Annotated in this window: 15 protein-coding genes and 1 riboswitch; of the genes, 9 read left to right on the top strand and 6 right to left on the bottom strand. The window is 68.6% G+C overall.

Going from position 1 to position 19,815, the window contains the following annotated elements; all coding sequences use genetic code 11:
- Positions 1-245: 245 nt before the first annotated feature.
- Entirely contained in the window at positions 246-1,088 is an 843-nt protein-coding gene (locus QQZ11_RS02750) for a DUF559 domain-containing protein (protein WP_284548552.1), read from the top strand.
- 117 nt (positions 1,089-1,205) lie between these two features.
- On the opposite strand, the gene rlmB is transcribed toward QQZ11_RS02750, so the two are convergent.
- Positions 1,206-2,150, bottom strand: coding sequence for a 23S rRNA (guanosine(2251)-2'-O)-methyltransferase RlmB (gene rlmB / locus QQZ11_RS02745; protein ID WP_022909410.1), 945 nt, complete (start codon positions 2,148-2,150; stop codon positions 1,206-1,208).
- On the bottom strand, positions 2,150-3,628 hold the full coding sequence (gene cysS, locus QQZ11_RS02740) for a cysteine--tRNA ligase (protein ID WP_284548550.1): 1,479 nt from the start codon (positions 3,626-3,628) through the stop codon (positions 2,150-2,152). The genes rlmB and cysS overlap by 1 nt, the downstream gene beginning before the upstream one ends.
- Before the next feature lie 112 nt (positions 3,629-3,740).
- Between cysS and QQZ11_RS02735 the strand changes: the two genes are divergently transcribed.
- Positions 3,741-4,181: an RbsD/FucU family protein gene (locus tag QQZ11_RS02735; protein WP_022909412.1), complete on the top strand. Its 441-nt coding sequence runs from the start codon at positions 3,741-3,743 to the stop codon at positions 4,179-4,181.
- A 4-nt stretch (positions 4,182-4,185) separates the two neighbouring features.
- On the opposite strand, the gene QQZ11_RS02730 is transcribed toward QQZ11_RS02735, so the two are convergent.
- Complete coding sequence (locus QQZ11_RS02730) at positions 4,186-5,595, bottom strand: DUF4032 domain-containing protein (RefSeq protein WP_425393302.1); 1,410 nt, start codon at positions 5,593-5,595, stop codon at positions 4,186-4,188.
- A gap of 14 nt (positions 5,596-5,609) precedes the next feature.
- Positions 5,610-6,776 carry a trans-sulfuration enzyme family protein gene (locus tag QQZ11_RS02725; RefSeq protein WP_284548548.1) on the bottom strand — a complete coding sequence of 389 codons (1,167 nt, stop codon included), beginning with the start codon at positions 6,774-6,776 and terminating at the stop codon, positions 5,610-5,612.
- Between the two features lie 179 nt (positions 6,777-6,955).
- Here QQZ11_RS02725 and QQZ11_RS02720 point away from each other — a divergent pair, with 179 nt between their 5' ends.
- Complete coding sequence (locus QQZ11_RS02720; protein ID WP_284548547.1) at positions 6,956-7,537, top strand: GNAT family N-acetyltransferase; 582 nt, start codon at positions 6,956-6,958, stop codon at positions 7,535-7,537.
- Positions 7,538-7,667: 130 nt separating this feature from the next.
- On the opposite strand, the gene QQZ11_RS02715 is transcribed toward QQZ11_RS02720, so the two are convergent.
- Entirely contained in the window at positions 7,668-8,783 is a 1,116-nt protein-coding gene (locus QQZ11_RS02715; RefSeq protein WP_022909416.1) for an ABC transporter ATP-binding protein, read from the bottom strand.
- A 225-nt stretch (positions 8,784-9,008) separates the two neighbouring features.
- Positions 9,009-10,454, bottom strand: coding sequence for an L-serine ammonia-lyase (locus QQZ11_RS02710; RefSeq protein ID WP_284548545.1), 1,446 nt, complete (start codon positions 10,452-10,454; stop codon positions 9,009-9,011).
- Positions 10,455-10,573: 119 nt separating this feature from the next.
- Between QQZ11_RS02710 and tdh the strand changes: the two genes are divergently transcribed.
- The 6 genes from tdh (at position 10,574) to QQZ11_RS02680 (ending at position 19,731) form a co-directional block, all read left to right on the top strand.
- A complete protein-coding gene (gene tdh / locus QQZ11_RS02705) occupies positions 10,574-11,602 on the top strand; it encodes an L-threonine 3-dehydrogenase (RefSeq protein WP_022909418.1) in 1,029 nt (342 codons plus the stop codon).
- 2 nt (positions 11,603-11,604) lie between these two features.
- A complete protein-coding gene (locus QQZ11_RS02700; RefSeq protein ID WP_446698803.1) occupies positions 11,605-12,837 on the top strand; it encodes a glycine C-acetyltransferase in 1,233 nt (410 codons plus the stop codon).
- A 229-nt stretch (positions 12,838-13,066) separates the two neighbouring features.
- Positions 13,067-14,428, top strand: a complete 1,362-nt coding sequence (locus tag QQZ11_RS02695; protein WP_284548543.1) for a hemolysin family protein — start codon at positions 13,067-13,069, stop codon at positions 14,426-14,428.
- Complete coding sequence (locus tag QQZ11_RS02690) at positions 14,421-15,476, top strand: hemolysin family protein (RefSeq protein ID WP_284548541.1); 1,056 nt, start codon at positions 14,421-14,423, stop codon at positions 15,474-15,476. Before QQZ11_RS02695 ends, QQZ11_RS02690 begins: the two co-directional genes overlap by 8 nt.
- 100 nt (positions 15,477-15,576) lie before the next feature.
- Positions 15,577-15,800, top strand: a riboswitch (cobalamin riboswitch).
- A 119-nt stretch (positions 15,801-15,919) separates the two neighbouring features.
- On the top strand, positions 15,920-18,538 hold the full coding sequence (locus QQZ11_RS02685) for a ribonucleoside-diphosphate reductase subunit alpha (RefSeq protein ID WP_284548539.1): 2,619 nt from the start codon (positions 15,920-15,922) through the stop codon (positions 18,536-18,538).
- A 44-nt stretch (positions 18,539-18,582) separates the two neighbouring features.
- Positions 18,583-19,731, top strand: a complete 1,149-nt coding sequence (locus QQZ11_RS02680; protein WP_084707674.1) for a ribonucleotide-diphosphate reductase subunit beta — start codon at positions 18,583-18,585, stop codon at positions 19,729-19,731.
- The last annotated feature ends 84 nt before the right edge of the window (positions 19,732-19,815 follow it).

Genomic DNA, 19,815 nt, shown 5'->3' with positions numbered 1-19,815 from the left:
TACCGCGAGGGGCCCGGAGGAGTTCCGCGCTTCCATGGGCCGCGCCACGGTGGTGTTGGCAGCCCTGTCGGTGCAGCAGGTTGCTCCGAGATCGGGCCTGGCCGTCGACATCAGCCCGGGAACCCCGTCTTGCAGCAATCTGCTGTTTGCGCTGCGACTGGCTGCAATCTGTGGACAGATTCTTGGTCCACGGCTGGTGCTGTGGACATCCCCGGAACGGCCGTCCATGGCCGTGCACTGAAGTCATGGACCACTCCGTCATCATCCGGCGACAGCTCCCCTCGGACCAGCGCAGCCGGCTTGACCAGAAGGTGCGCCACGGGAATCTGGCCCGCATCCTCCCGGGCGCCTACACGGCCGACGAGTCCGGCTCGTGGATTCACCGAGTGCTCGCAGTGCAGGGCTTGCGGCCGAGCGCTGTGCTGTCGCGGACGACCGCAGCCCGTCTGGACTTCTGGCCCGACCTGCCCAGCGACGACGTCCATGTCGACGGGGCCCGGTTCCGGGGGGCTCCGGAGTGGCTGCACCCGACCGCGCGCGCCATCCCCGGAGGCTTGGTCATGCGTCGGGGCGAGCTGAGACTCACCGCAACCCCGCTGACGGTGCTCGATCTGGTGGACGACGTGGGTGGGCGAGCGATCGACGAGGGCCTGCGCCGTCGGGTTGTCACGCTGCCGCTGCTGCACCAGACCATGGATGAGTTCAACTGGCGCCGTGGCAACACCCTGCGCCGCAGACTCCTGCACGAATCCCGGGACCAGCCCTGGTCAGAGCTCGAGCGTGACGGGCACAACCTGATGCGGCGCCACCGCATCAAGGGGTGGCACGCCAACCATCGCGTCCGGATCAAGGGCCACGTCTTCTACATCGACATGGCCATCCCGGCTCTCGGGCTGGCCATCGAACTCGACGGCTGGTCGTTCCACCGCACCCGGGAAGACCTCGAGCGTGACGCCGCCCGCCACAACTGGCTGCAGTACGCCGGCTGGACGGTCCTGAGGTTCACCTCGACAACGCTCGAGGAGATACCCACCTGGGTGCACCGGTTCCGGACCCTCAGAGCGCGGGTGACGCAGCAGGTTGCGTGAGGACGGCCGCGCCCGTGTCGGGGGAGGCCCTCTGTCCGATCCTGGAGCAACCTGCTGCCACGAGGGCGCCGGGGGAGTCGAGGAGCAGCCGCGTCCATGAAACGAGAGCAGGGAGGCTCAGCCCCGGCAGCGCATCACTTCGTAGAGCGCGATCGAGGCGGCCACGGAGGCGTTCAGCGATTCGGTGTCGCTCCCGATCGGGATGCGGGCCAGCACGTCACAGTGCTCCCTCACCAACCGGGCCAGACCTTCACCCTCGGAACCGACCACGAGTACCACCGGGCCGTCGACCCCGGGCACACCCGAGATGTCGGTCTCGCCGTCACCCGCCAGCCCGATGATGGTGAAGCCCGCCTTGGTGAAGGTCTCGAGTGCGCGGTTCAGGTTGGTCGCCCGAGCCACCGGGATACGAGCCGCGGCCCCGGCGGAGGTCTTCCACGCGGCGGCCGACATCTGCGCGGAGCGCCGCTCGGGGATGAGCACCCCGTGGGCACCGAACGCTGCGGCCGAGCGCACGATCGCGCCAAGGTTCCGCGGGTCGGTGACGCCGTCGAGTGCGACCACCAAGCCGGGCTCGTCCGACTCGACGGTCTGGGCCAACAGGTCGTCGGGGTGCAGGTACTCGAAGGTGGGGAGCTGCACCGCCACGCCCTGGTGCACCAGACCCCCGGTCATGCGGTCGAGCTCGGCCCGGGTCACCTGCAGCATCGGGATCGAGTGCTCGGCGGTGAACTTCAGGATCTCGCGCATGCGGTCGTCGCGTTCGGCGCCCTCGGCGATGTAGGCCCGCCGGACGGGTAGTCCCGCCTCCAGCGCCTCGAAGACGGGGTTGCGTCCGATCACCCAGTCGGCGGCGGTGGCCGCCTTGGGCACGTTGCCCCGCGAGGACGGCTGCCTGCGGGCGGCGGCCTGCTTGGCCTTGTACGCCTTGTGGTAGGTGCGGTCCTCGGCCTTGGGGGTGGGCCCCTTGCCCTCGAGGGACCGGCGGATGCGTCCTCCGGAGCCGGCAGTCTTGTTCTTGCCCTTGGTGGTCGCGCCGCGACGCGATGAATTGCCGGCCATCAGTTCTTCTCCAGTTCCTTGGGGTCCAGCTGCCAGGTCGCACCCTGGGGGGTGTCGGTGATCCTGAGACCCACATGGGCCAGCGTGTCACGGATGGCGTCGGCCGCGGCCCAGTCCTTGCGGGCCCGCGCCTCACCACGCTGCTCGAGCAGGGCCTGCACCAACCCGTCGACGACCGGCTCGAGCCCGTCATCGGACGCCGACCGCAGGTGCGCCCACTCCGGCCCCGCGGGGTCGAGACCCAGCACGTCGAGCATGCGGTGAACGGCGAGGTCATGGTCGATGATCGCCTGCAGGTCCGACGCGGCGATCGCCTTGTTCCCCTCGGTGACGGCGTTGAAGAGGGCCGCCACCGCACCCGGGGTGCCCAGGTCATCGTCCATCGAGGCCGAGAAGGCCTCCCATTCGGGGGTTCCTTCACTGGTCACGCCGACGGCACCGGCCCCGAAGTGCCCTGCCAGTGCCTCGGACGAACGGGCCAGGTAGGAGTCGATCCGATCGATGGCCCGGGCGGCCTCGTCCAGTGAGCCGCGGGTGCCCTCGTCCGAGGCCGAGAACTCGATCATCGAGCGGTAGTGGGGCGCGAGCAGGAAGAACCTGACGGCGCGGGGGTTGTGCACCCGTGTGACCTCGGAGACCCGGGCGGTGTTGCCGAGTGACTTCGACATCTTCTCGCCGGCCATGGTCACCCACGCGTTGTGCATCCAGTACTGGGCGAAACCGCGCCCGGCGGCAGCCGACTGCGCCAGTTCGTTCTCGTGGTGGGGGAAGCGAAGATCGATCCCGCCACCGTGGATGTCGAAGGTGTCGCCGAGGTACTTGCCGGCCATCGCGGAACACTCGATGTGCCACCCCGGACGACCGCGACCCCACGGGCTCGGCCAGGAAGCGGTGCTGGGCTCGTCCGGCTTGTGGCCCTTCCAGAGGGCGAAGTCACGAGGGTCACGCTTGCCGCGTTGGTCGGCGTCCTCGGCGGGTTCCATCTCGTCGACCCGCATGCCCGACAAGGAGCCGTAGGCGGGCCAGGACTGGACGTCGAAGTAGACGTCTCCGGAGCCGTCGGCGGCCGGGTAGGCATGGTTGCGCTCGATCAGGGCCTCGATCAGCTCGATCATCTCGGGGATGTGTCCGGTCGCCCGCGGCTCATAGGTGGGTGGCAGGCAGCCAAGAGAGCGGTAGGCCTCGTGGAGTTCGTTCTCGAACTCGTAGGCGTGGGCCCACCACGGCACCCCGCGTTCCGCCGACTTGGCCAGGATCTTGTCGTCGATGTCGGTCACATTGGCCACCACGGTCACCTCATAGCCCGAATGGGTGAGCCAACGACGCAACACGTCGAAGACCACCTCCTTGCGGATGTGGCCGAGGTGGGGGCTGGACTGCACGGTCAGGCCGCAGTGGTAGATCGAGACCGCGCCCTCGACGAGGGGCTCGAAGTCACGAATGCCACGGGAGGCGGTGTCGTACAGGCGCAAGCTCACCCGAGGATTCTAGGTGCAAGCCCCGACCGTGCGCATGACGAGGCCTGCCCGTTCCCGTTCGACACCGGGAGGCCCCTCCCGCGCTCGGGCCACGCCCGGTTAGTGTCGTGCCATGCTTCGCACCGAGATCCTTCATCCCGACCTGCTCGCCGGTCTGGCCCGCGCCGGGCACGGCTCCCAGATACTGGTCGCCGACGCCCTCTTCCCGCACGCCACGGGCGCTGCCCCCGGCGTCCCGAGGGTTCAGCTCAACCTCACCCCTGGCATGGTGCCCGCCGCCGAAGTGGTGCGGCTGATCGCGGGTGCCTGCCCGATCGAGGCGGCCTCGTTCATGGTCGACCCGGGCGCGGACGACGGCCGTTCCCCGGCCGTGGTCGACTTCGCCTCACTGCTGGCCGACCAGCACCATGCCGGCGGACGGCCCGTCGACTGGTCGGGGATCGAGCGGATGGCCTTCTACGAGGCCTGCTGGTCGAGGGACGTGGCGCTGGTGGTCGCCACCGGTGAGGTTCGCCCGTACGCGAACCTGCTGCTCACCATCGGCGTTCCCTGAGCCTTCAGGCCTTCTTGGCCTTGGCGCGCAGGGCGTTGATGTCGAGCCGCGAGGCGGCGGCCAGGTCGACGTTCTCGGCCTCCTGCTCCCACGGGTCGACCGGACGCTCGTAGTCGGGGTCGGCGAAACCCTCCGAGGGGTCGAACGGGTTGTGCAGCTTGAGTGGGCTGCCGTCGGCGAGCTGGATCATGGAGTCCTGGCTCATCGCCTCGTCCGGCAGTGTGGAGAGCACATCCCTCACGTAGCCACCCGCTGCCTCGAGCAGGGGCACCTCACGGTTCTGGTGCTGCCCCTCGTACCACCGGTAGTCGAGCACCTCATGGAAGATCTGGGCGTTGTCGCGCTTGCCCTTGAGGTCGTGCGGAACCTGGTCGAGCACCGGCTCGAACACCTGGGTGAGCCACTGGTGGGCGACGACGGCCTCGTCCATGTGCTTCTGTCCGGTGCGGGCACGGTAGGTGTCGAGGTCGTTCAGCAGGCGCCGGGCCTGGTTCTCCTCGGTGTCGAGCCCCGTCAGTCGCAGCAGCCGACGTGAGTGGTGGCCGGCGTCGACGACCTTGGGCTGGATGCTGATCCGGTCACCCGAGGCGGAGGTGTTGATGGCCAGTTCGGCGACGTCGAACCCGAGCGCGTTCAGCCGACGCACCCGACCCTCGACACGGTCGATCTCCGAGCCGGGGAACTCCTCGACGTCGGTCAGCTCGGCCCACAGTTCGCGGTAGCGGGTCTCGATGGTGTCGACCAGGGCGAGCGGGTCGAGGGACTCCGACAGCAGTCCGCCGGCCTCCAGGTCGCAGAACTCTCCGAAGATGTTGGTGCGAGCGATTTGCAGGTCGTGTTCCCGCTGACCCTTGGTGAGCACCTCGTGCAGTTCGCCGGTCTCGGCGTCGACCAGGTGGGCCGCGAACTCCTCGGCGTCGCGACGGAAGAGCACGTTCGACAGCGAGATGTCGCCCCACAGGAAGCCCAGCAGGTGCAGCCGCGCGATCAGCACCACCAGCGCGTCGATCAGCCGGATGACGGTGTCATGGCGCACCCCGGAGTGGAACAGCGAGCGGTAGGGGAGCGCGAAGGTGAGGTGTCGGGTGATCAGCACCGGGTCGAGTGCCTGACCCTCGGAGTCGACTCGTCCGGTGACCACGCCGACCGGTTCGACGCCGGGGGCTCCCAACCGCTTCAGGTCGTGCAGCAGCCGGTACTCGTGGATGGCGAGGTGCTCGATCACCTCCTTGGCGGCGTAGACCGAGTCACCCACCTTGATGAACCGGACGACGTGCCGCGAAATGCCTCGTGGCAGCGCCACCAGTCGCTCGACCGGCCACTCCGCGAGGGGGGTGCCCCACGGCAGCGGCACGAGTCGCGTGTCGGGACGAGCGGAGAGGAATCGAGGCACGTCGTCCATTCTGGCATCCACGGCCAGTGGGACGCTCAGATCTGGTCGAGGGCGTGACGCAGGTCGGCGAGCAGGTCGGCCACCGGTTCGATGCCAACGCTCAGGCGCAGCAACCCCGGGGTGATCCCGGCGGCAGCCTGCACCTCCGGGGGCATCGCCGCGTGCGTCATGGACGAGGGGTGGGCCACGAGCGACTCGACCCCGCCGAGCGATTCGGCCAGGTCGAAGCAGTGCAGGTTGCGCACCACGGTCGAGGCGGCGTCTCGTCCAGCGTGCAGGTCGAGGCTGACCAGCGACCCGAAACCCGACTGCTGGCGCACCGCGACCTCATGGCCGGGGTGTTCGACCTGACTGGGGTGGTGCACGGCGTTGACGGCCGGGTGCTGGCGCAGCAGGTCGACCACCGCCAGGGCGTTCTGCTCGTGCACCCGCTGCCGCACCTCGAGGGTGCGCAGCCCGCGCAGGGTGAGCCAGGCGTCGAACGAGCTGCCCGTGACCCCGAGGGTGTTCGCCCAGGCCGACAGGTCGTCGTGCAGGGCCTGGTCGCGGGACACCAGGGCGCCCGCGATCACGTCGGAGTGGCCGTTGATGAACTTGGTCGCGGAGTGCATCACCAGGTCGGCGCCGAGGTCGAGGGGCTGCTGCAGCAAGGGGGAGCAGAAGGTGTTGTCGACCAGCACCGTGGCGCCGGCCGCGTGCCCGAGGTCGGCCAGGGCGCGGACGTCGCTGATCCGCAGCAAGGGGTTGGAGGGGGTCTCGACCCAGAGCAGGTCGACCGGCCGCTGCAGCGCGGCGCCGGCCAGGTCGAGGTCGGTCAGGTCGACGAAGTCCACCGTGAGCCGTGACTGGTCACTGAACCGTTCGAGCAGTCGCCAGGTGCCGCCGTAGAGATCGTGGGTGGCCACCACTCGTCCGCCCGTGGGGACGAGCGCGAGCACTGCCAGCGAGGCCGCCGACATGCCCGACGAGGTGAACACGCAACCGGCACCCCCCTCGAGCGTGGCCAGCGCCTCGGCGACCAGTGACCGCGTCGGGTTGTTGGTGCGGCCGTAGTCGTAGTCGCCCCCCGGCTGGCCGAGGTCGTCGAAGGAGTAGTTGGTCGACGGGTACCACGGGGGCACGATCGCGCGCTGACCGGTATCGGTGCCCAGACCGTGACGAAGTCCCCGGGTGAGCCGTGAGATCGCAGGTGGTTCGCTCATGGGACGAGGGTAGTGCCGCAGCCTGAGGCCGACCCCTGGTGGCCACGGTGGGGGCCGAGCTGGGCGTCAGCGGGACGCCGCGCCCGGGGGACGCAGCGGGGTGACGCAGCGGGGAAGCGAGGCGGGCGCGGAGCGAGTGACGGCGGGACCGGAGGCATCTGTGGCACCGTGGGTGAACCATGAGTGATGACCTGCTGCTGCGCCCCTGGACGCATGCCGACGCGCCCGCCCTGCTGCGGCTGTACCGGAGCACCCCCGATCTCGGGCCGCAGTTGCCCGACCTGAGCGACCTCGCCGCTGCGCGTGACTGGATCTCGTGGACCCAGGTGCCGGGCAACGCCATCTTCGCCCTGACCGAGCGTGGGGTGGCCATCGGATCGGTGGGTCTGAGTGCGATCGACCAGCACCACTCCACGGGTTGGTTCCACTACTGGATGGGCCAACCGGGGCGCGGGCGGGGGCTGATGTGCCGGGCGGCGGCAACGGTCGCCACCTGGGCCCTGAGCCCGATGGCAGGCCCGGGACCGAGCCCGCACGCAGACCCGGACCAGGCGCCCGGTCTCGGGCTCCACCGACTTGAACTCGGCCATCGGGTCAACAACCCTGCCTCCGGTCGGGTCGCCCGCGCGGCCGGGTTCGTGCAGGAGGGACTGCAGCGGGACAAGCTCACCCACGGCGACCAGCGCTTCGACGTGGTGGCGATGGCCAGACTGGCCACCGATCCCCAGCCGTCGCTGACGCCCATCCGCCTGCAGACCTGAGGGACCCTGACGCGAGCCGACCGCTGGCCGGTGACGGTGAGCCGGGTCACCAACGGACGAGGGCCCCGTCGCCTGCAGTTGCAGGGGACGGGGCCCTCGTCCGACGTGGTCCTCGTGCGAGGAGCACGGATCAGGAGTGACGGTGCTCCGAGATGCGGTCCTGGGTCTCGTTCGAGAACACGTGCACGTGCTCCGGGTCGACGGTCAGGCGGACCTTGGCGCCACGCTGCGGTGGGCGACGGCTCGAGATGCGGGCCACGATCTGCTGGGCGGTGATCTTCTGGTCCTCCGACAGGCCCGACAGGGTGCCGTACAGGTAGGCGTCGGCACCGAGTTCCTCGACCACCACCACGTCGACGCCGATGCCGTCCTGGCCCTCATCGGCCAGGTTGAAGACCTCGGGACGGATGCCAACGGTCAGCGACTTCTCGCCCTTGGCCCGCTCGAGGGTCTCGCGCGAGACGGGAACGACGTAGTCGCCGATCTTGATACCGCCCTCGGTGGGAGAACCTTCCATCAGGTTCATGGCGGGCGAACCGATGAAGCCGGCCACGAACAGGTTGCGCGGGGTGTCGTAGAGGGCCAGCGGGGTGTCGACCTGCTGCAGCACGCCGTCCTTCATCACCGCGACGCGGTCACCCATCGTCATGGCCTCGACCTGGTCGTGGGTCACGTAGACGGTGGTGACGCCCAAGCGGCTCTGCAGGGCGGCGATCTGGGTACGGGTCTGCACGCGCAGCTTGGCGTCGAGGTTCGACAGCGGCTCGTCCATCAGGAAGACCTGCGGGTTGCGGACGATGGCACGACCCATGGCGACGCGCTGACGCTGACCACCCGAGAGCGCCTTCGGCTTGCGGTTGAGAAGTTCCTCCAGGCCCAGCAGCTTGGCGGCCTCGAGCACGCGGGTCTGACGCTCCGCCTTGTTGACATTCTGCATCTTCAGCGCGAAGCCCATGTTGTCGGCCACGCTCATGTGCGGGTACAGCGCGTAGTTCTGGAAGACCATGGCGATGTCGCGGTCCTTCGGGGGAAGGTCGGTGACGTCGCGGTCACCGATGAAGATGCCGCCAGCGTTCACCTCTTCCAGACCTGCGAGCATGCGCAGGGAGGTGGACTTGCCACAGCCCGAGGGGCCGACGAGCACCATGAACTCGCCGTCACCGACCTCGAGGCTCAACTTGTCGACGGCGGCCCGCTCGGCCCCGGGGTAGACGCGCGTGGCGTCCTTGAAACTCACAGTTGCCATTTCTGACAATCCTTTCCACGGGCAGGTACGTGCCCGACGATCCGTAGTGGAATCACGGCACCCCGGTGGGGCGCTTGAGTTGTGGACCCCTTCCCCGCAACGGAGCGGGCTGGTGTCTGGGATGGAGTCTGCCACAGCAGGGTTCGCATGGGCAGGGTGGTTGCCCATTGGGTCAAATCGAGACCTCGGCGTGACCTTTCACGCTCAGCCGACCCGGCAAGGGTGTCAGCACTCGACGATGTTGACCGCGAGCCCGCCCCTGGCGGTCTCCTTGTACTTGGTCTTCATGTCCTGACCGGTCTGCATCATCGTCTTGATGACCTGGTCGAGGCTGACCACCTGGTTGCCGTCGCCGGCGAGGGCCAACCGTGAGGCCGTCACCGCCTTGATGGCGCCGACCGCGTTGCGTTCGATGCAAGGGATCTGCACCAGCCCGCCGACCGGGTCGCAGGTGAGTCCCAGGTGGTGCTCGAGCCCGATCTCGGCGGCGTTGCACACCTGCTGGGTCGTCCCACCGCGTACTTGGGTGAGCCCGGCGGCGGCCATCGAGCAGGCCACACCCACCTCACCCTGGCACCCCACCTCGGCGCCCGAGATGGAGGCCGTCTGTTGGTAGATCGAGCCGATGGCACCGGCGGTCAGCAGGAAGTCCAGGACGGCCTGCTCGTCATCGCGCAGGAAATGGTGCACGTAGCTGAGCACCGAGGGGATGATGCCGGCGGCACCGTTGGTGGGCGCCGTCACCACCCGCCCGCCCGCAGCGTTCTCCTCGTTGACCGCGAGCGCCCACAGGGTGAGCCAGTCCATGCCGGCCAGTGGGTCCGGCCTCTGGCCGGGAAGCCCCGACTGGGCCTCCAGGTCGCGAAGCATCTTCGCCGCCCGGCGCCGCACCTTGAGCCCCCCCGGCAACACCCCGGTGGTCGAGGTGCCGTGGTCGATGCACTCGGTCATCACCCGCCAGATCTCGAGCAGGCCCGCGCGCACCTCATCGGCGGCGGTGGCGGGATCGGGGCGACGGGACAGTTCGTTGGCCCACATCAGTTCGGGGATCGAGAGCCGATGGTCCCGGCAGACCGCCAGCAGGTCGGTGCCGCTGCGGAACGGATGGGGCACCACGGTGGGGTCGGGTGCCAGCCGCAACCCACCCTCGGGGGCACCCTCGAGCACGAACCCACCCCCGATGGAGAAATACGTTCGGCGTGCCACCACCTCCTCACCCGCCCAGGCGGTGAAGACCATGCCGTTGGGGTGGCCGGGGAGGGCGCGATTCCGCCACATCACCAGGTCGTCGTCGTCGAAGCGGAGGTCTCGTCCGCCGCCTTCGAGGGCGCCTCCCAGTCGTAGCGATCGGTGCTCCTTGATGGCGGCCACCCGCTGGGCGGTGCTCGAGGTGTCGACCGACTCGGGCCGCTCGCCCTCCAGGCCCAGCAGCACGGCCGCCTCGGAGCCGTGTCCGTGGCCGGTGGCACCCAGCGAGCCGAACAGCTCGGCCTTCACCCGGGTGACGGCGGGCAAGGCGGAAGACCCGGCCACCACTTCGGCGAACGAGCGGGCCGCGCGCATCGGTCCGACCGTGTGCGACGAACTCGGCCCGATGCCGATCTTGAACATGTCGAAGACGCTGACCACCACGATCGCCAGTCTGCCCGAGAACCCGCCCGTACATGGCATCGCGCAGGGCCGGTGCTCTGTCCGCCCCCTGAGATGACAGGCCGGGAACCGGTGTGGTGGTGTGGTCACCACCGCGACACCGGCAACCGCCGGGCGTGAAGACCGCAAAGGGGAGAACGTTGAAGGCGCTCGTCAAGACTCAGGCCGCACCAGGACTCGAGTTGGTCGAGATGCCCATGCCCCGGGTCGGGCCCAACGACGTGCTCGTCAAGGTGCGCCGCACGGGCATCTGCGGCACCGACCTGCACATCGAGTCGTGGGACGGCTGGGCCCAGGCGAACATCCGCACCCCTCTCGTCGTGGGCCACGAGTTCTGCGGTGACATCGTCGAACTGGGGTCAGCGGTCACCGATCTCGAGGTGGGCGAGTTCGTCTCGGCCGAGGGTCACTTCGTCTGCGGACGCTGCCGGGCGTGCCTGGCGGGCAAGCGCCACCTGTGCATCAACACCCGTGGCATCGGGGTGCAGATCGACGGTGCGTTTGCCGAGTTCATCGCCATCCCCGCCGGGAACATCTGGGTGCACCGGTACCCGGTCGACCCCGACGTGGCTGCCATCTTCGACCCCTTCGGCAATGCCGTGCACACGGCCCTGCAGTTCAACCCCCTGGGCGAGGACGTCCTGGTCTCGGGAGCTGGTCCGATCGGAATCATGGCGGCCCTGGTGGCCAAGCACGCCGGGGCCCGGCACGTGGTCATCACTGACCTCTCGGACGAGCGGCTCGAGCTCGCGAAGGGACTGGGCATCGACACCACCATCAACGTCGGCCGCGAGCGGGTCACCGACGTCTGGGACTCGATCAACCTGCGTGAGGGGTTCGACATCGGTCTCGAGATGTCCGGGGCCGGTCCTGCGCTGACCGAGATGATCGCCAACATGACCCATGGTGGCCGCATCGCGATGCTCGGCATCCCCTCGAAGGAGATCTCGATCGACTTCTCGAAGCTCGTCTTCTCGATGCTCACCCTGCAGGGTGTCTACGGCCGCGAGATCTTCGAGACCTGGTACTCGATGGCCGTCCTGCTGCAGTCGGGCCTGGACATCTCCGGGGTCATCACCGACCGCTTCAGCCACCGCGAGCACGAGGCAGCCTTCGCGGCAGCGCGCTCGGGCGGTTCGGGCAAGATCGTCATGAACTGGGAGGACTGACCATGCACGCGCCAGCCGAGCGTCTGCTCGCCGATCTCGAAGCCCAGCTCAGGCAGCTGCGCACCGACGGTCTCTACAAGGATGAGGCCCCGCTGACCACCCCGCAGTCGGCCCACATCGGGGTCGGTGCCAGCCCGGCCGGGCCCGGGGGACAGGCGATTAACCTCTGCGCCAACAACTACCTGGGCCTGGCCGACTCGTCCGTGCTGATCGACGCCGCGAAGTCGGCGCTGGACCGGTGGGGATTCGGGATGGCCTCGGTGCGCTTCATCTGCGGCACCCAGACCCAGCACTCGGAGTTGGAGCGCGCGATCGCGAGGTTCGTCTACGGACCCGGGCACGCCGACCATGCCGGGGGACGCGACACCATCCTCTACTCGAGTTGTTTCGATGCCAACGGCGGACTGTTCGAGGTGCTCTGCGGAGCTCAGGACGCGATCATCTCCGACGAGCTCAACCACGCCTCGATCATCGACGGTGTCCGACTGTCGAAGGCCGCCAGGTACCGCTACCGCAACCGCGACATGGCCGACCTCGAGGCCCAACTGGTCGCGGCGAAGGATGCCCGCTACCGGCTGATCGCCACCGACGGGGTGTTCTCGATGGACGGGTACGTGGCCCCCCTGGACGAGATCTGCGCCCTCGCCGACGCCCATGACGCGCTCGTGGTGGTGGACGACTCACACGCCGTCGGTTTCGTGGGGCCGACCGGTGCCGGCACCCCCGAGAAGTTCGGGGTGCAGGACCGCGTCGACATCGTCACCGGCACCCTCGGCAAGGCACTCGGCGGGGCGTCGGGTGGCTACACCACTGCCCGCGCCGGGATCGTCGAGATGCTGCGACAGCGGTCTCGTCCGTATCTCTTCTCGAACTCACTGGCGCCCGCCATCACGGCCGCTTCACTGGCGGTGCTGGAACTGCTCGGCACCTCGTCGGGGCTGCTCGACCGGTTGAACGAGAACACGGCCTGGTTCCGCGCCGAGATGACCGGTCGCGGGTTCGAGATCCCGAGCTCCGACCATGCCATCGTCCCGGTGATGATCGGTGACGCGGTGAAGGCCGCGCGGATGGCCGACCTGATCCTGGCCGAAGGGGTCTATGTGCGGGCGTTCAGCTATCCGGTCGTGCCCCGGGGCAAGGCGAGGATCCGCACCCAGATGTCGGCGGGGCACACCCGTGATGACCTGGAGCGGGCGGTGGCAGCCTTCGAGCTGGCGCGCGAGCGGGTCGGCTGAGGCTCTCCGCCCCGGCTGCTGCGGGGAAAGCGCCGCTACAGTGGAGACGACCTCGTAGCCCAGTCGAAGGTGGATGACCCCCGATGGAGTCCCACAGTCCGGAGCCTCCCAGTCCGGATTCACCCAGTCCGGATCCAGCCAGTCGGGAGCCTGTCGGTCCTGAGCCTCCCTCAGGGAGGGCCGGCAGTCCCGGGCGTCGTGGGCCCGGCGGCACCCGCGTGGGGTGCCCATGACCGCCTGGATCCTGCTCGGGCTGTCAGCGGTGCTGGTCGTGCTCTGTGGTCTCTTCGTCGCGGCCGAGTTCTCGCTGGTGACCGTCGACCGTTCGGGGGTCGAGCGCGCGGCCAACGCCGGTGACGCCGGCGCCGGCTCGGTCCTCACGGCCCTGCGCTCGCTGTCGACGCAGCTCTCCGGCGCCCAGGTCGGGATCACCCTCACCAACCTCGCCATCGGTTTCCTGGCCGAACCGGCCATCGCGGTGATCGTCGGCCCTTGGCTGCTCGGCTGGGGCGTGCCCGCAGCAGCCACCCACCCGACCGCGATCGTCGTGGCGATGGTGCTCAGCACGGCCGGCACCATGATCTTCGGTGAACTGGTACCCAAGAACCTGGCCATCGCGCGTCCCCTCGCCACGGCGAAGGCGACGGTCGGCCCACAGCGGATCTTCACCTCGGTCATGCGAGGCCCGATCAACCTGCTCAACGGCTCGGCCAACTGGGTCGTCCGCAGGTTGGGCATCGAGCCCCAGGAGGAACTGCGCTCAGCCCGCACCAGCGCCGAACTCGCCTCGCTCATCCACCACTCGGCCCACGAGGGCACCCTCGACGAGGACACCGCCGACCTGATGGAGCGATCGGTCGAGTTCGGCAGCCGAACGGCGGGCGAGATCATGACCCCCCGGGTGCGGGTGCGATGGTTGCCCAGCACCGCCCCGACCGTCGAGGTGATCGCCCTGGCCCGCCAGAGCGGCCACAGCCGATTCCCCGTGGTCGACGAGGCCGAGGAGGTGGTCGGCACCGTTCACGTCAAACATGCCGTGGTGCTCCCGGTGGCCGATCGCAGCTCGGTCACCGTGGACCGGGTGATGGCCCCGCCCATCCTCGTGCCGGACTCATTGAGGCTCGATCCGCTGCTCGAACTGTTGCGGCGCGACGGCTTCCAGATGGCCGTGGTGCTGGACGAGTACGGGGGCCACGCCGGCATCGTGACCCTGGAGGACGTCGTCGAGGAGATCGTGGGCGACATCGCCGACGAGCACGACCGGATCGGTGCTCGGGGGAATCGCCGCCCCGATGGCAGTTGGTCGTTGTCGGGACTGCTGCGCCCGGACGAGGTCGACGACCTCACCGGGGTGGCCCTGCCCGAACACGACGAGTACGACACGGTGGCCGGCCTGGTCCTCCGCCGACTCGGACGAGTGCCTGCGGCGGGGGACTCCGTCGACGTGGTGCTGGCGGCCCGGCTCGACGACCACGGTGCCGAACTGCCCCGCACGGTGGCCACCCTGCGGGTCGATCGAATGGAGGGCAACCGGATCGACCGGGTCACTCTCTCCACCCGTGGGGCGACCGCGGAGGACCGTGATGAATGAGTGGGTGGCGTTGGGGGTGGCCGTCGTGCTGCTCGCGTTGAATGCCTTCTTCGTCGGCGCCGAGTTCGCCCTGATCTCGGCCCGGCGCACCCAGATCGAACCCCTGGCGTTGACCGGGTCGGTGCGCGCCCGGGCGACGCTGCGCGCCATGGAGAACATCTCGGTGGTGATGGCGGGTGCACAGCTGGGCATCACCATCTGCTCGCTCGGGCTGGGTGCCGTGGCGGAACCCGCGCTCGCCCACCTGCTCGAACCGGTCTTCCATGCCGTCGGGGTGCCGGGTGAACTCGTCCACCCGGTCTCGTTCGTGCTCGCGCTGATGGTGGTCGTCTACCTGCACGTGGTGCTGGGTGAGATGGTGCCGAAGAACATCGCCATCGCCGGTCCCGACCGCGCGGCGCTGGCGCTGGCCCTGCCCATGGTGGGGATCGTCACGGTGCTCCGTCCCCTGATCGTCGTGGTGAACGCGTGCGCGAACCTGGTGCTTCGAGCGCTCAGGATCGAGCCCAAGGACGAGGTGTCGTCCGCGTTCACCCGGGAAGAGGTGGCAGGTCTGGTCGAGGAGTCCCGCGGTGAGGGACTGCTCGCCGACAACGAGTACGACCGACTCTCGGGTGCCCTCGGCTTCACCGAGCAGACCGTGGCGACGGTGTTGCTGCCGGTGGCCCAGCTGGCGACCGTCCACCGTGGTTGCACCCTCGACGAGGTCGAGGCCCTGTGCGCCGAGACCGGGTTCAGTCGGTTTCCCGTGCGTGACCACGGCGAGTTGGTGGGTTACCTGCACATCAAGGACGTGCTCGAGGTCGACCCGGAACGGCGCGGGAGGGTCGTGGACGACAAGTGGATCCGCCCCTTCGCCGCGGTGAGGCCCACCGACGTGCTGCACGACGCGCTGGCGACCCTCCAGCGCAAGCGTGCCCATGTGGCTCGGGTGGTGGACGCCGAGGGGACGACGTTGGGGCTGGCCACCATGGAGGACGTGCTCGAGGAACTGGTCGGTGAGATCCGGGACGCTGCCCACACCGCGGAGGGCCCGACCGAGAGGTAGGGGAGCGTGACGGGTACGCTCAGGCGCCGCGCGGACAGCATTGCCCAGCGCGACACGTCACCACTAGATGTTGTGGGTGACATCACCTCCATTCACTGGATATGGTGTGCTTGTTGCTGGTTCGCCTTCCCGTGAAGGAGAGGCGAGGCAAGAGGGAATCCGGTGTGACACCGGGACTGCCCCGCAGCGGTGAGTGGGAACGACCGCCGTCACCAAGCACTGGGAGCCTGCTCCTGGGAAGCGACGGCCAGTAGGACCGGCCACGTCGTCCGTCGACTGGCCCTGCCCGCGAGTCCGAAGACCTGCCAGCAGCGGCCCCGCGCCGCGGGGTCGTGGTCCCGGCTCCGTGGGAGGGCCTGCCATCGTCCGTCCCCGTGTGGGACCGGACGGTCCGTGCACCCTGCCCGCCGTGACCCGTCAGTCACGTACCGAGGGAAACGCACATGACCCACATCCCACCCACCCCTGAGTCCACGGCCCAAGCCAGCGCTGACACGAGCAGTGGATCCGCCGCACCCGGCCACTCGCCGACCATCCGGGTGCGCAAGCGTGACGGCGACCTCGCCCCCTACGACGGTGCCGAGATCGCCCGCTCCATCGAGCAGGCCTCGGTGGGGCTCGACCAGTCCGTCACCCGCACCGTTCAACTGCTGAGCGAACTCGACATCGTCATCTTCGACCAGATGACCTCCGAGCAACTGGACGAGGCGGTCATCCAGGTGGCCCTGCAGAACGTCAAGGACGACCCCGCCTTCGACACCATCGCCTGCAGGCTGCTGGTCAAGCAGATCCACAAGACCGTCTTCGGTGACACCTGGGACCTGTTCGGCGACGCCCAGCCCGAGACCATTCGGGCGCTGCACCGGGAACGGTTTCCCGACCATGTGCACGACCTGGTGGGGTCAGGACTGGGCGACCCACGACTGGTCGACCTGTTCGATCTCGAGGTGCTGGCCGCCGCGCTCGATCCCCGGCGTGACGACCTTCTGGACCACGTCGGTGTGCAGACCATGCGCACCCGCTACCTGCTGACCGGGGCCGACGGTCGTCCGGTGGAGACCCCCCAGTTCTTCTGGATGAGGGTCTCGATGGGCTTGGCCCTGAACGAGGCAGACCCGACGACGGTCGCGCTCGACTTCTACGCCCGCATGAGTCGACTGGAGTACCTCTCGGCCGGGTCGACCCTGGTCAACGCCGGAACCGCCCACCCGCAGCTGTCGAACTGCTTCGTCATGCAACTCGAGGACGAGATCGAGCACATCGGCACGAGCCTGCGCGACGTGATGTGGATCACCAAGGGCACGGGGGGCATCGGCCTGTCGGTGACCAAGCTGCGCGCCGAGGGGTCGCCGATCCGCTCGAACAACACGGCCTCGACCGGGCCCATCCCGTTCATGCACACCATCGACTCGACCCTTCGGGCCGTCAGCCGCGGTGGCAAGAAGTTCGGTGCCCTGTGCTTCTACCTCGAGAACTGGCACCTCGACTTCGACCAGTTCCTCGACCTGCGCCAGAACTCCGGCGATCCCTACCGACGCACCCGCACCGCCAACACCGCAGTCTGGATCTCGGACGAGTTCATGAAGCGCGTGCACTCCGACCAGGACTGGTACCTGTTCGATCCCCTGGACGTTCCCGAACTGGTCGAGCTGACCGGTGCCGCCTTCTCGACCCGGTACCGGGAACTGGTCGACGAAGCCGAGGCGGGACGGATCGTCCGGTGGCGCAAGGTGCGTGCGCGCGAGCAGTTCCGGGCCATGCTCGTCTCGCTGCAGACGACCTCGCACCCGTGGCTGACGTGGAAGGACACGATCAACACCCGGGCGTTGAACGACAACACCGGCACCATCCACCTGTCGAACCTGTGCACCGAGATCTGCCTGCCTCAGGATCGCGACAACATCGCCGTCTGCAACCTCGCCTCGGTCAACCTGGCAGCCCACCTCGTCGACGGGACGATCGACTGGCCCCTGCTGGCGGCGTCGACCCGCTCGGCCGTGCGCCAACTCGACAACCTGATCGACATCACCCTCTCGGCAGTTCCCGAGTCGGAGGCGTCGAACCGGGCCAACCGGGCCATCGGTCTGGGCATGCTCGGGTTCACCGACGTGCTGGAACGGCTCGGACTGGCCTATGACAGCGCCGAGGCCGGCGACCTCGTCGACCAGATCAGCGAGTTCATCAGTTGGCACGCCATCGACGCCTCGGCGGAGTTGGCTCGGGAGCGAGGCAGCTACCCCAACTTCGCAGGATCGGGGTGGTCGCGCGGCCTGGTGCCGATCGACACCCTCGACCGGCTGGACTCCGACCGAGGGCAGCCGGTCGAGGTGGACCGGACGGTGCGCCTCGACTGGGAGTTCCTGCGCGACAAGGTCGCAGCCGGGATGCGCCATGCCACAGTGATGGCCGTCGCTCCCACCGCCTCGATCGGTCTGGTGGCGGGAACGACCCCTGGACTGGACCCGCGCTTCAGTCAGTTGTTCAGTCGGGCCACCGCCTCGGGCAAGTTCCTCGAGGTGAACCGCAACCTGGTCACCGCCCTGAAGGAGCGCGGGCTGTGGGAGCAGGTGCGCGGACAGCTGCTGCGACACCAGGGTGACCTGCAGCCGATCGACGGTGTGCCCGACGAGATCAAGCAGGTCTACCGCACCAGCTTCCAGCTCGACCCGGCAGCCTTCGTCCGTGTCGCCGCCCGGGCCCAGAAGTGGATCGACCAGGCGATCAGTCGCAACATCTACCTGGCCAGCCGCGACATCGGGGCCATGGTCGACCTCTACAGCCTGGCGTGGCGGATGGGGGTGAAGACCACCTACTACCTGCACATGATGCCCCGGCACACGGCCGAGCAGTCGACGGTTCGGGTGAACAAGGCCGAGCAGGTGCGTGCCCCGGGGAACCGCCGGGCGGGATTCGGCCGGGCCGGTTCGGGGCTGGGCGCGGGCCCGGTTCGTCCGGTGCTGGTCGCCGTCGAGCTCTCGAACGAGCCGGACGAGCCCGAGGTGGTGCCCGAGGCCTGCCCCACCGATCCGATGGAGCGGCTCCAGTGCGACAGCTGCCAGTGAGTTCCCAGGCCGTCACCCACCCCACCGAAGCGAACGGAAGCACCATGGACGAGACCTCTCCCGTCGACCCCCCGACCAGCAGCGCCCAGACCAGCAGCGCCCAGACCAGCAGCGCCCAGACCAGCAGCGCCCAGACCAGCAGTGCCCCGACCAGCAGTCTCCCGAGCGCGAGGACCGGAACTGTGGCCGTGCCCCACACCTCCCCGCGTCCCGGGATCCTGGGCACCGGTATCCAGGAAGGGCTGCTGCTCAAACCGCTCACCCATCCCTGGGCGATGGACCTCTACCAGCAGGCCGTGGCCAACACCTGGTTCCCCCACGAGGTGCAACTGGGGGAGGACCTCGCCGACTTCGGACGCATGTCCGCCGGCGAGCGTCACGCGGTCAGCCACCTGATGAGCTACTTCAACCCCAACGAGTTGCTGGTCAACAAGGCGCTGGCGTTCGGGGTCTACCCCTACCTCAACGCGGCCGAGTGCCACCTGTACCTGGCCAAGCAGATGTGGGAGGAGGCCAACCACTGCATGGCCTTCGAGTACGTGCTCGAGACCTTCCCGATCGATCGGGACGAGGCGTACTCGGCGCACGTCACCGTGCCGTCCATGGTCGCGAAGGAGGAGTTCGAGGTGCGCTACATCCGGCGCATGACCGAGCAGACCCTCGATATCAGCACGGTGGCCGGCAAACAGGACTTCATCCGAAACCTGGTCGCCTACAACGTCATCCTCGAGGGCATCTGGTTCTACTCCGGGTTCATGGTGGCGCTGTCGTTCCGCCAGCGGAACCTGTTGCGCAACTTCGGGTCGCTGATCGACTGGATCGTGCGTGACGAGAGCCTCCACCTGAAGTTCGGCATCAACCTCGTGCTGACGGTGTTGGACGAGAATCCCGAGATCGCCACCGAGGAGTTCTCCGACGAGATCCGCCAGATGGTGATCGATGCGGTCGCGATGGAGGAGGCCTACAACCACGACCTGCTGCCGACGGGAGTCAGCGGACTGAACGCCGACTACGTGAACCAGTACGTGCGCCACCTGGCCGATCGTCGACTCGAGGAGCTGGGTTTCGAGCCCCATTTCGGGGACGCGAACCCGGCCAAGTGGATGGCAACGGCCAACGACACCCTGCAACTGGTCAACTTCTTCGAGTCGATCAACACCTCCTACGAGGTGGATGCCAGGGCAGACAGCTGATCGGGCGTCCACGGGCGCAAGCCGGAGCAGGTTGCGCCCGTGGACCGGGTCACCCGGGTGGGAGGGCGATGGCAGGTAGCCTTG

The organism is Aestuariimicrobium sp. T2.26MG-19.2B (assembly GCF_950101875.1).
In the GTDB taxonomy this organism is placed as follows: domain Bacteria; phylum Actinomycetota; class Actinomycetes; order Propionibacteriales; family Propionibacteriaceae; genus Aestuariimicrobium; species Aestuariimicrobium kwangyangense.
The sequence above is the reverse complement of the archived record's forward strand: the minus strand, read 5'-3'. Positions and strand labels throughout refer to the sequence as shown.

Excerpts from the sequence above, each read along its gene's own strand:
- QQZ11_RS02685 (WP_284548539.1), top strand. The coding sequence starts at position 15,920 with ATGACCCACATCCCACCCACCCCTGAGTCCACGGCCCAAGCCAGCGCT.
- QQZ11_RS02725 (WP_284548548.1), bottom strand. The coding sequence starts at position 6,776 with ATGAGCGAACCACCTGCGATCTCACGGCTCACCCGGGGACTTCGTCAC.
- QQZ11_RS02695 (WP_284548543.1), top strand. The coding sequence starts at position 13,067 with ATGACCGCCTGGATCCTGCTCGGGCTGTCAGCGGTGCTGGTCGTGCTC.
- QQZ11_RS02680 (WP_084707674.1), top strand. The coding sequence starts at position 18,583 with ATGGACGAGACCTCTCCCGTCGACCCCCCGACCAGCAGCGCCCAGACC.
- QQZ11_RS02690 (WP_284548541.1), top strand. The coding sequence starts at position 14,421 with ATGAATGAGTGGGTGGCGTTGGGGGTGGCCGTCGTGCTGCTCGCGTTG.
- QQZ11_RS02735 (WP_022909412.1), top strand. The coding sequence starts at position 3,741 with ATGCTTCGCACCGAGATCCTTCATCCCGACCTGCTCGCCGGTCTGGCC.
- QQZ11_RS02700 (WP_446698803.1), top strand. The coding sequence starts at position 11,605 with ATGCACGCGCCAGCCGAGCGTCTGCTCGCCGATCTCGAAGCCCAGCTC.
- QQZ11_RS02720 (WP_284548547.1), top strand. The coding sequence starts at position 6,956 with ATGAGTGATGACCTGCTGCTGCGCCCCTGGACGCATGCCGACGCGCCC.
- rlmB (WP_022909410.1), bottom strand. The coding sequence starts at position 2,150 with ATGGCCGGCAATTCATCGCGTCGCGGCGCGACCACCAAGGGCAAGAAC.
- QQZ11_RS02750 (WP_284548552.1), top strand. The coding sequence starts at position 246 with ATGGACCACTCCGTCATCATCCGGCGACAGCTCCCCTCGGACCAGCGC.
- QQZ11_RS02715 (WP_022909416.1), bottom strand. The coding sequence starts at position 8,783 with ATGGCAACTGTGAGTTTCAAGGACGCCACGCGCGTCTACCCCGGGGCC.
- QQZ11_RS02710 (WP_284548545.1), bottom strand. The coding sequence starts at position 10,454 with ATGCCATGTACGGGCGGGTTCTCGGGCAGACTGGCGATCGTGGTGGTC.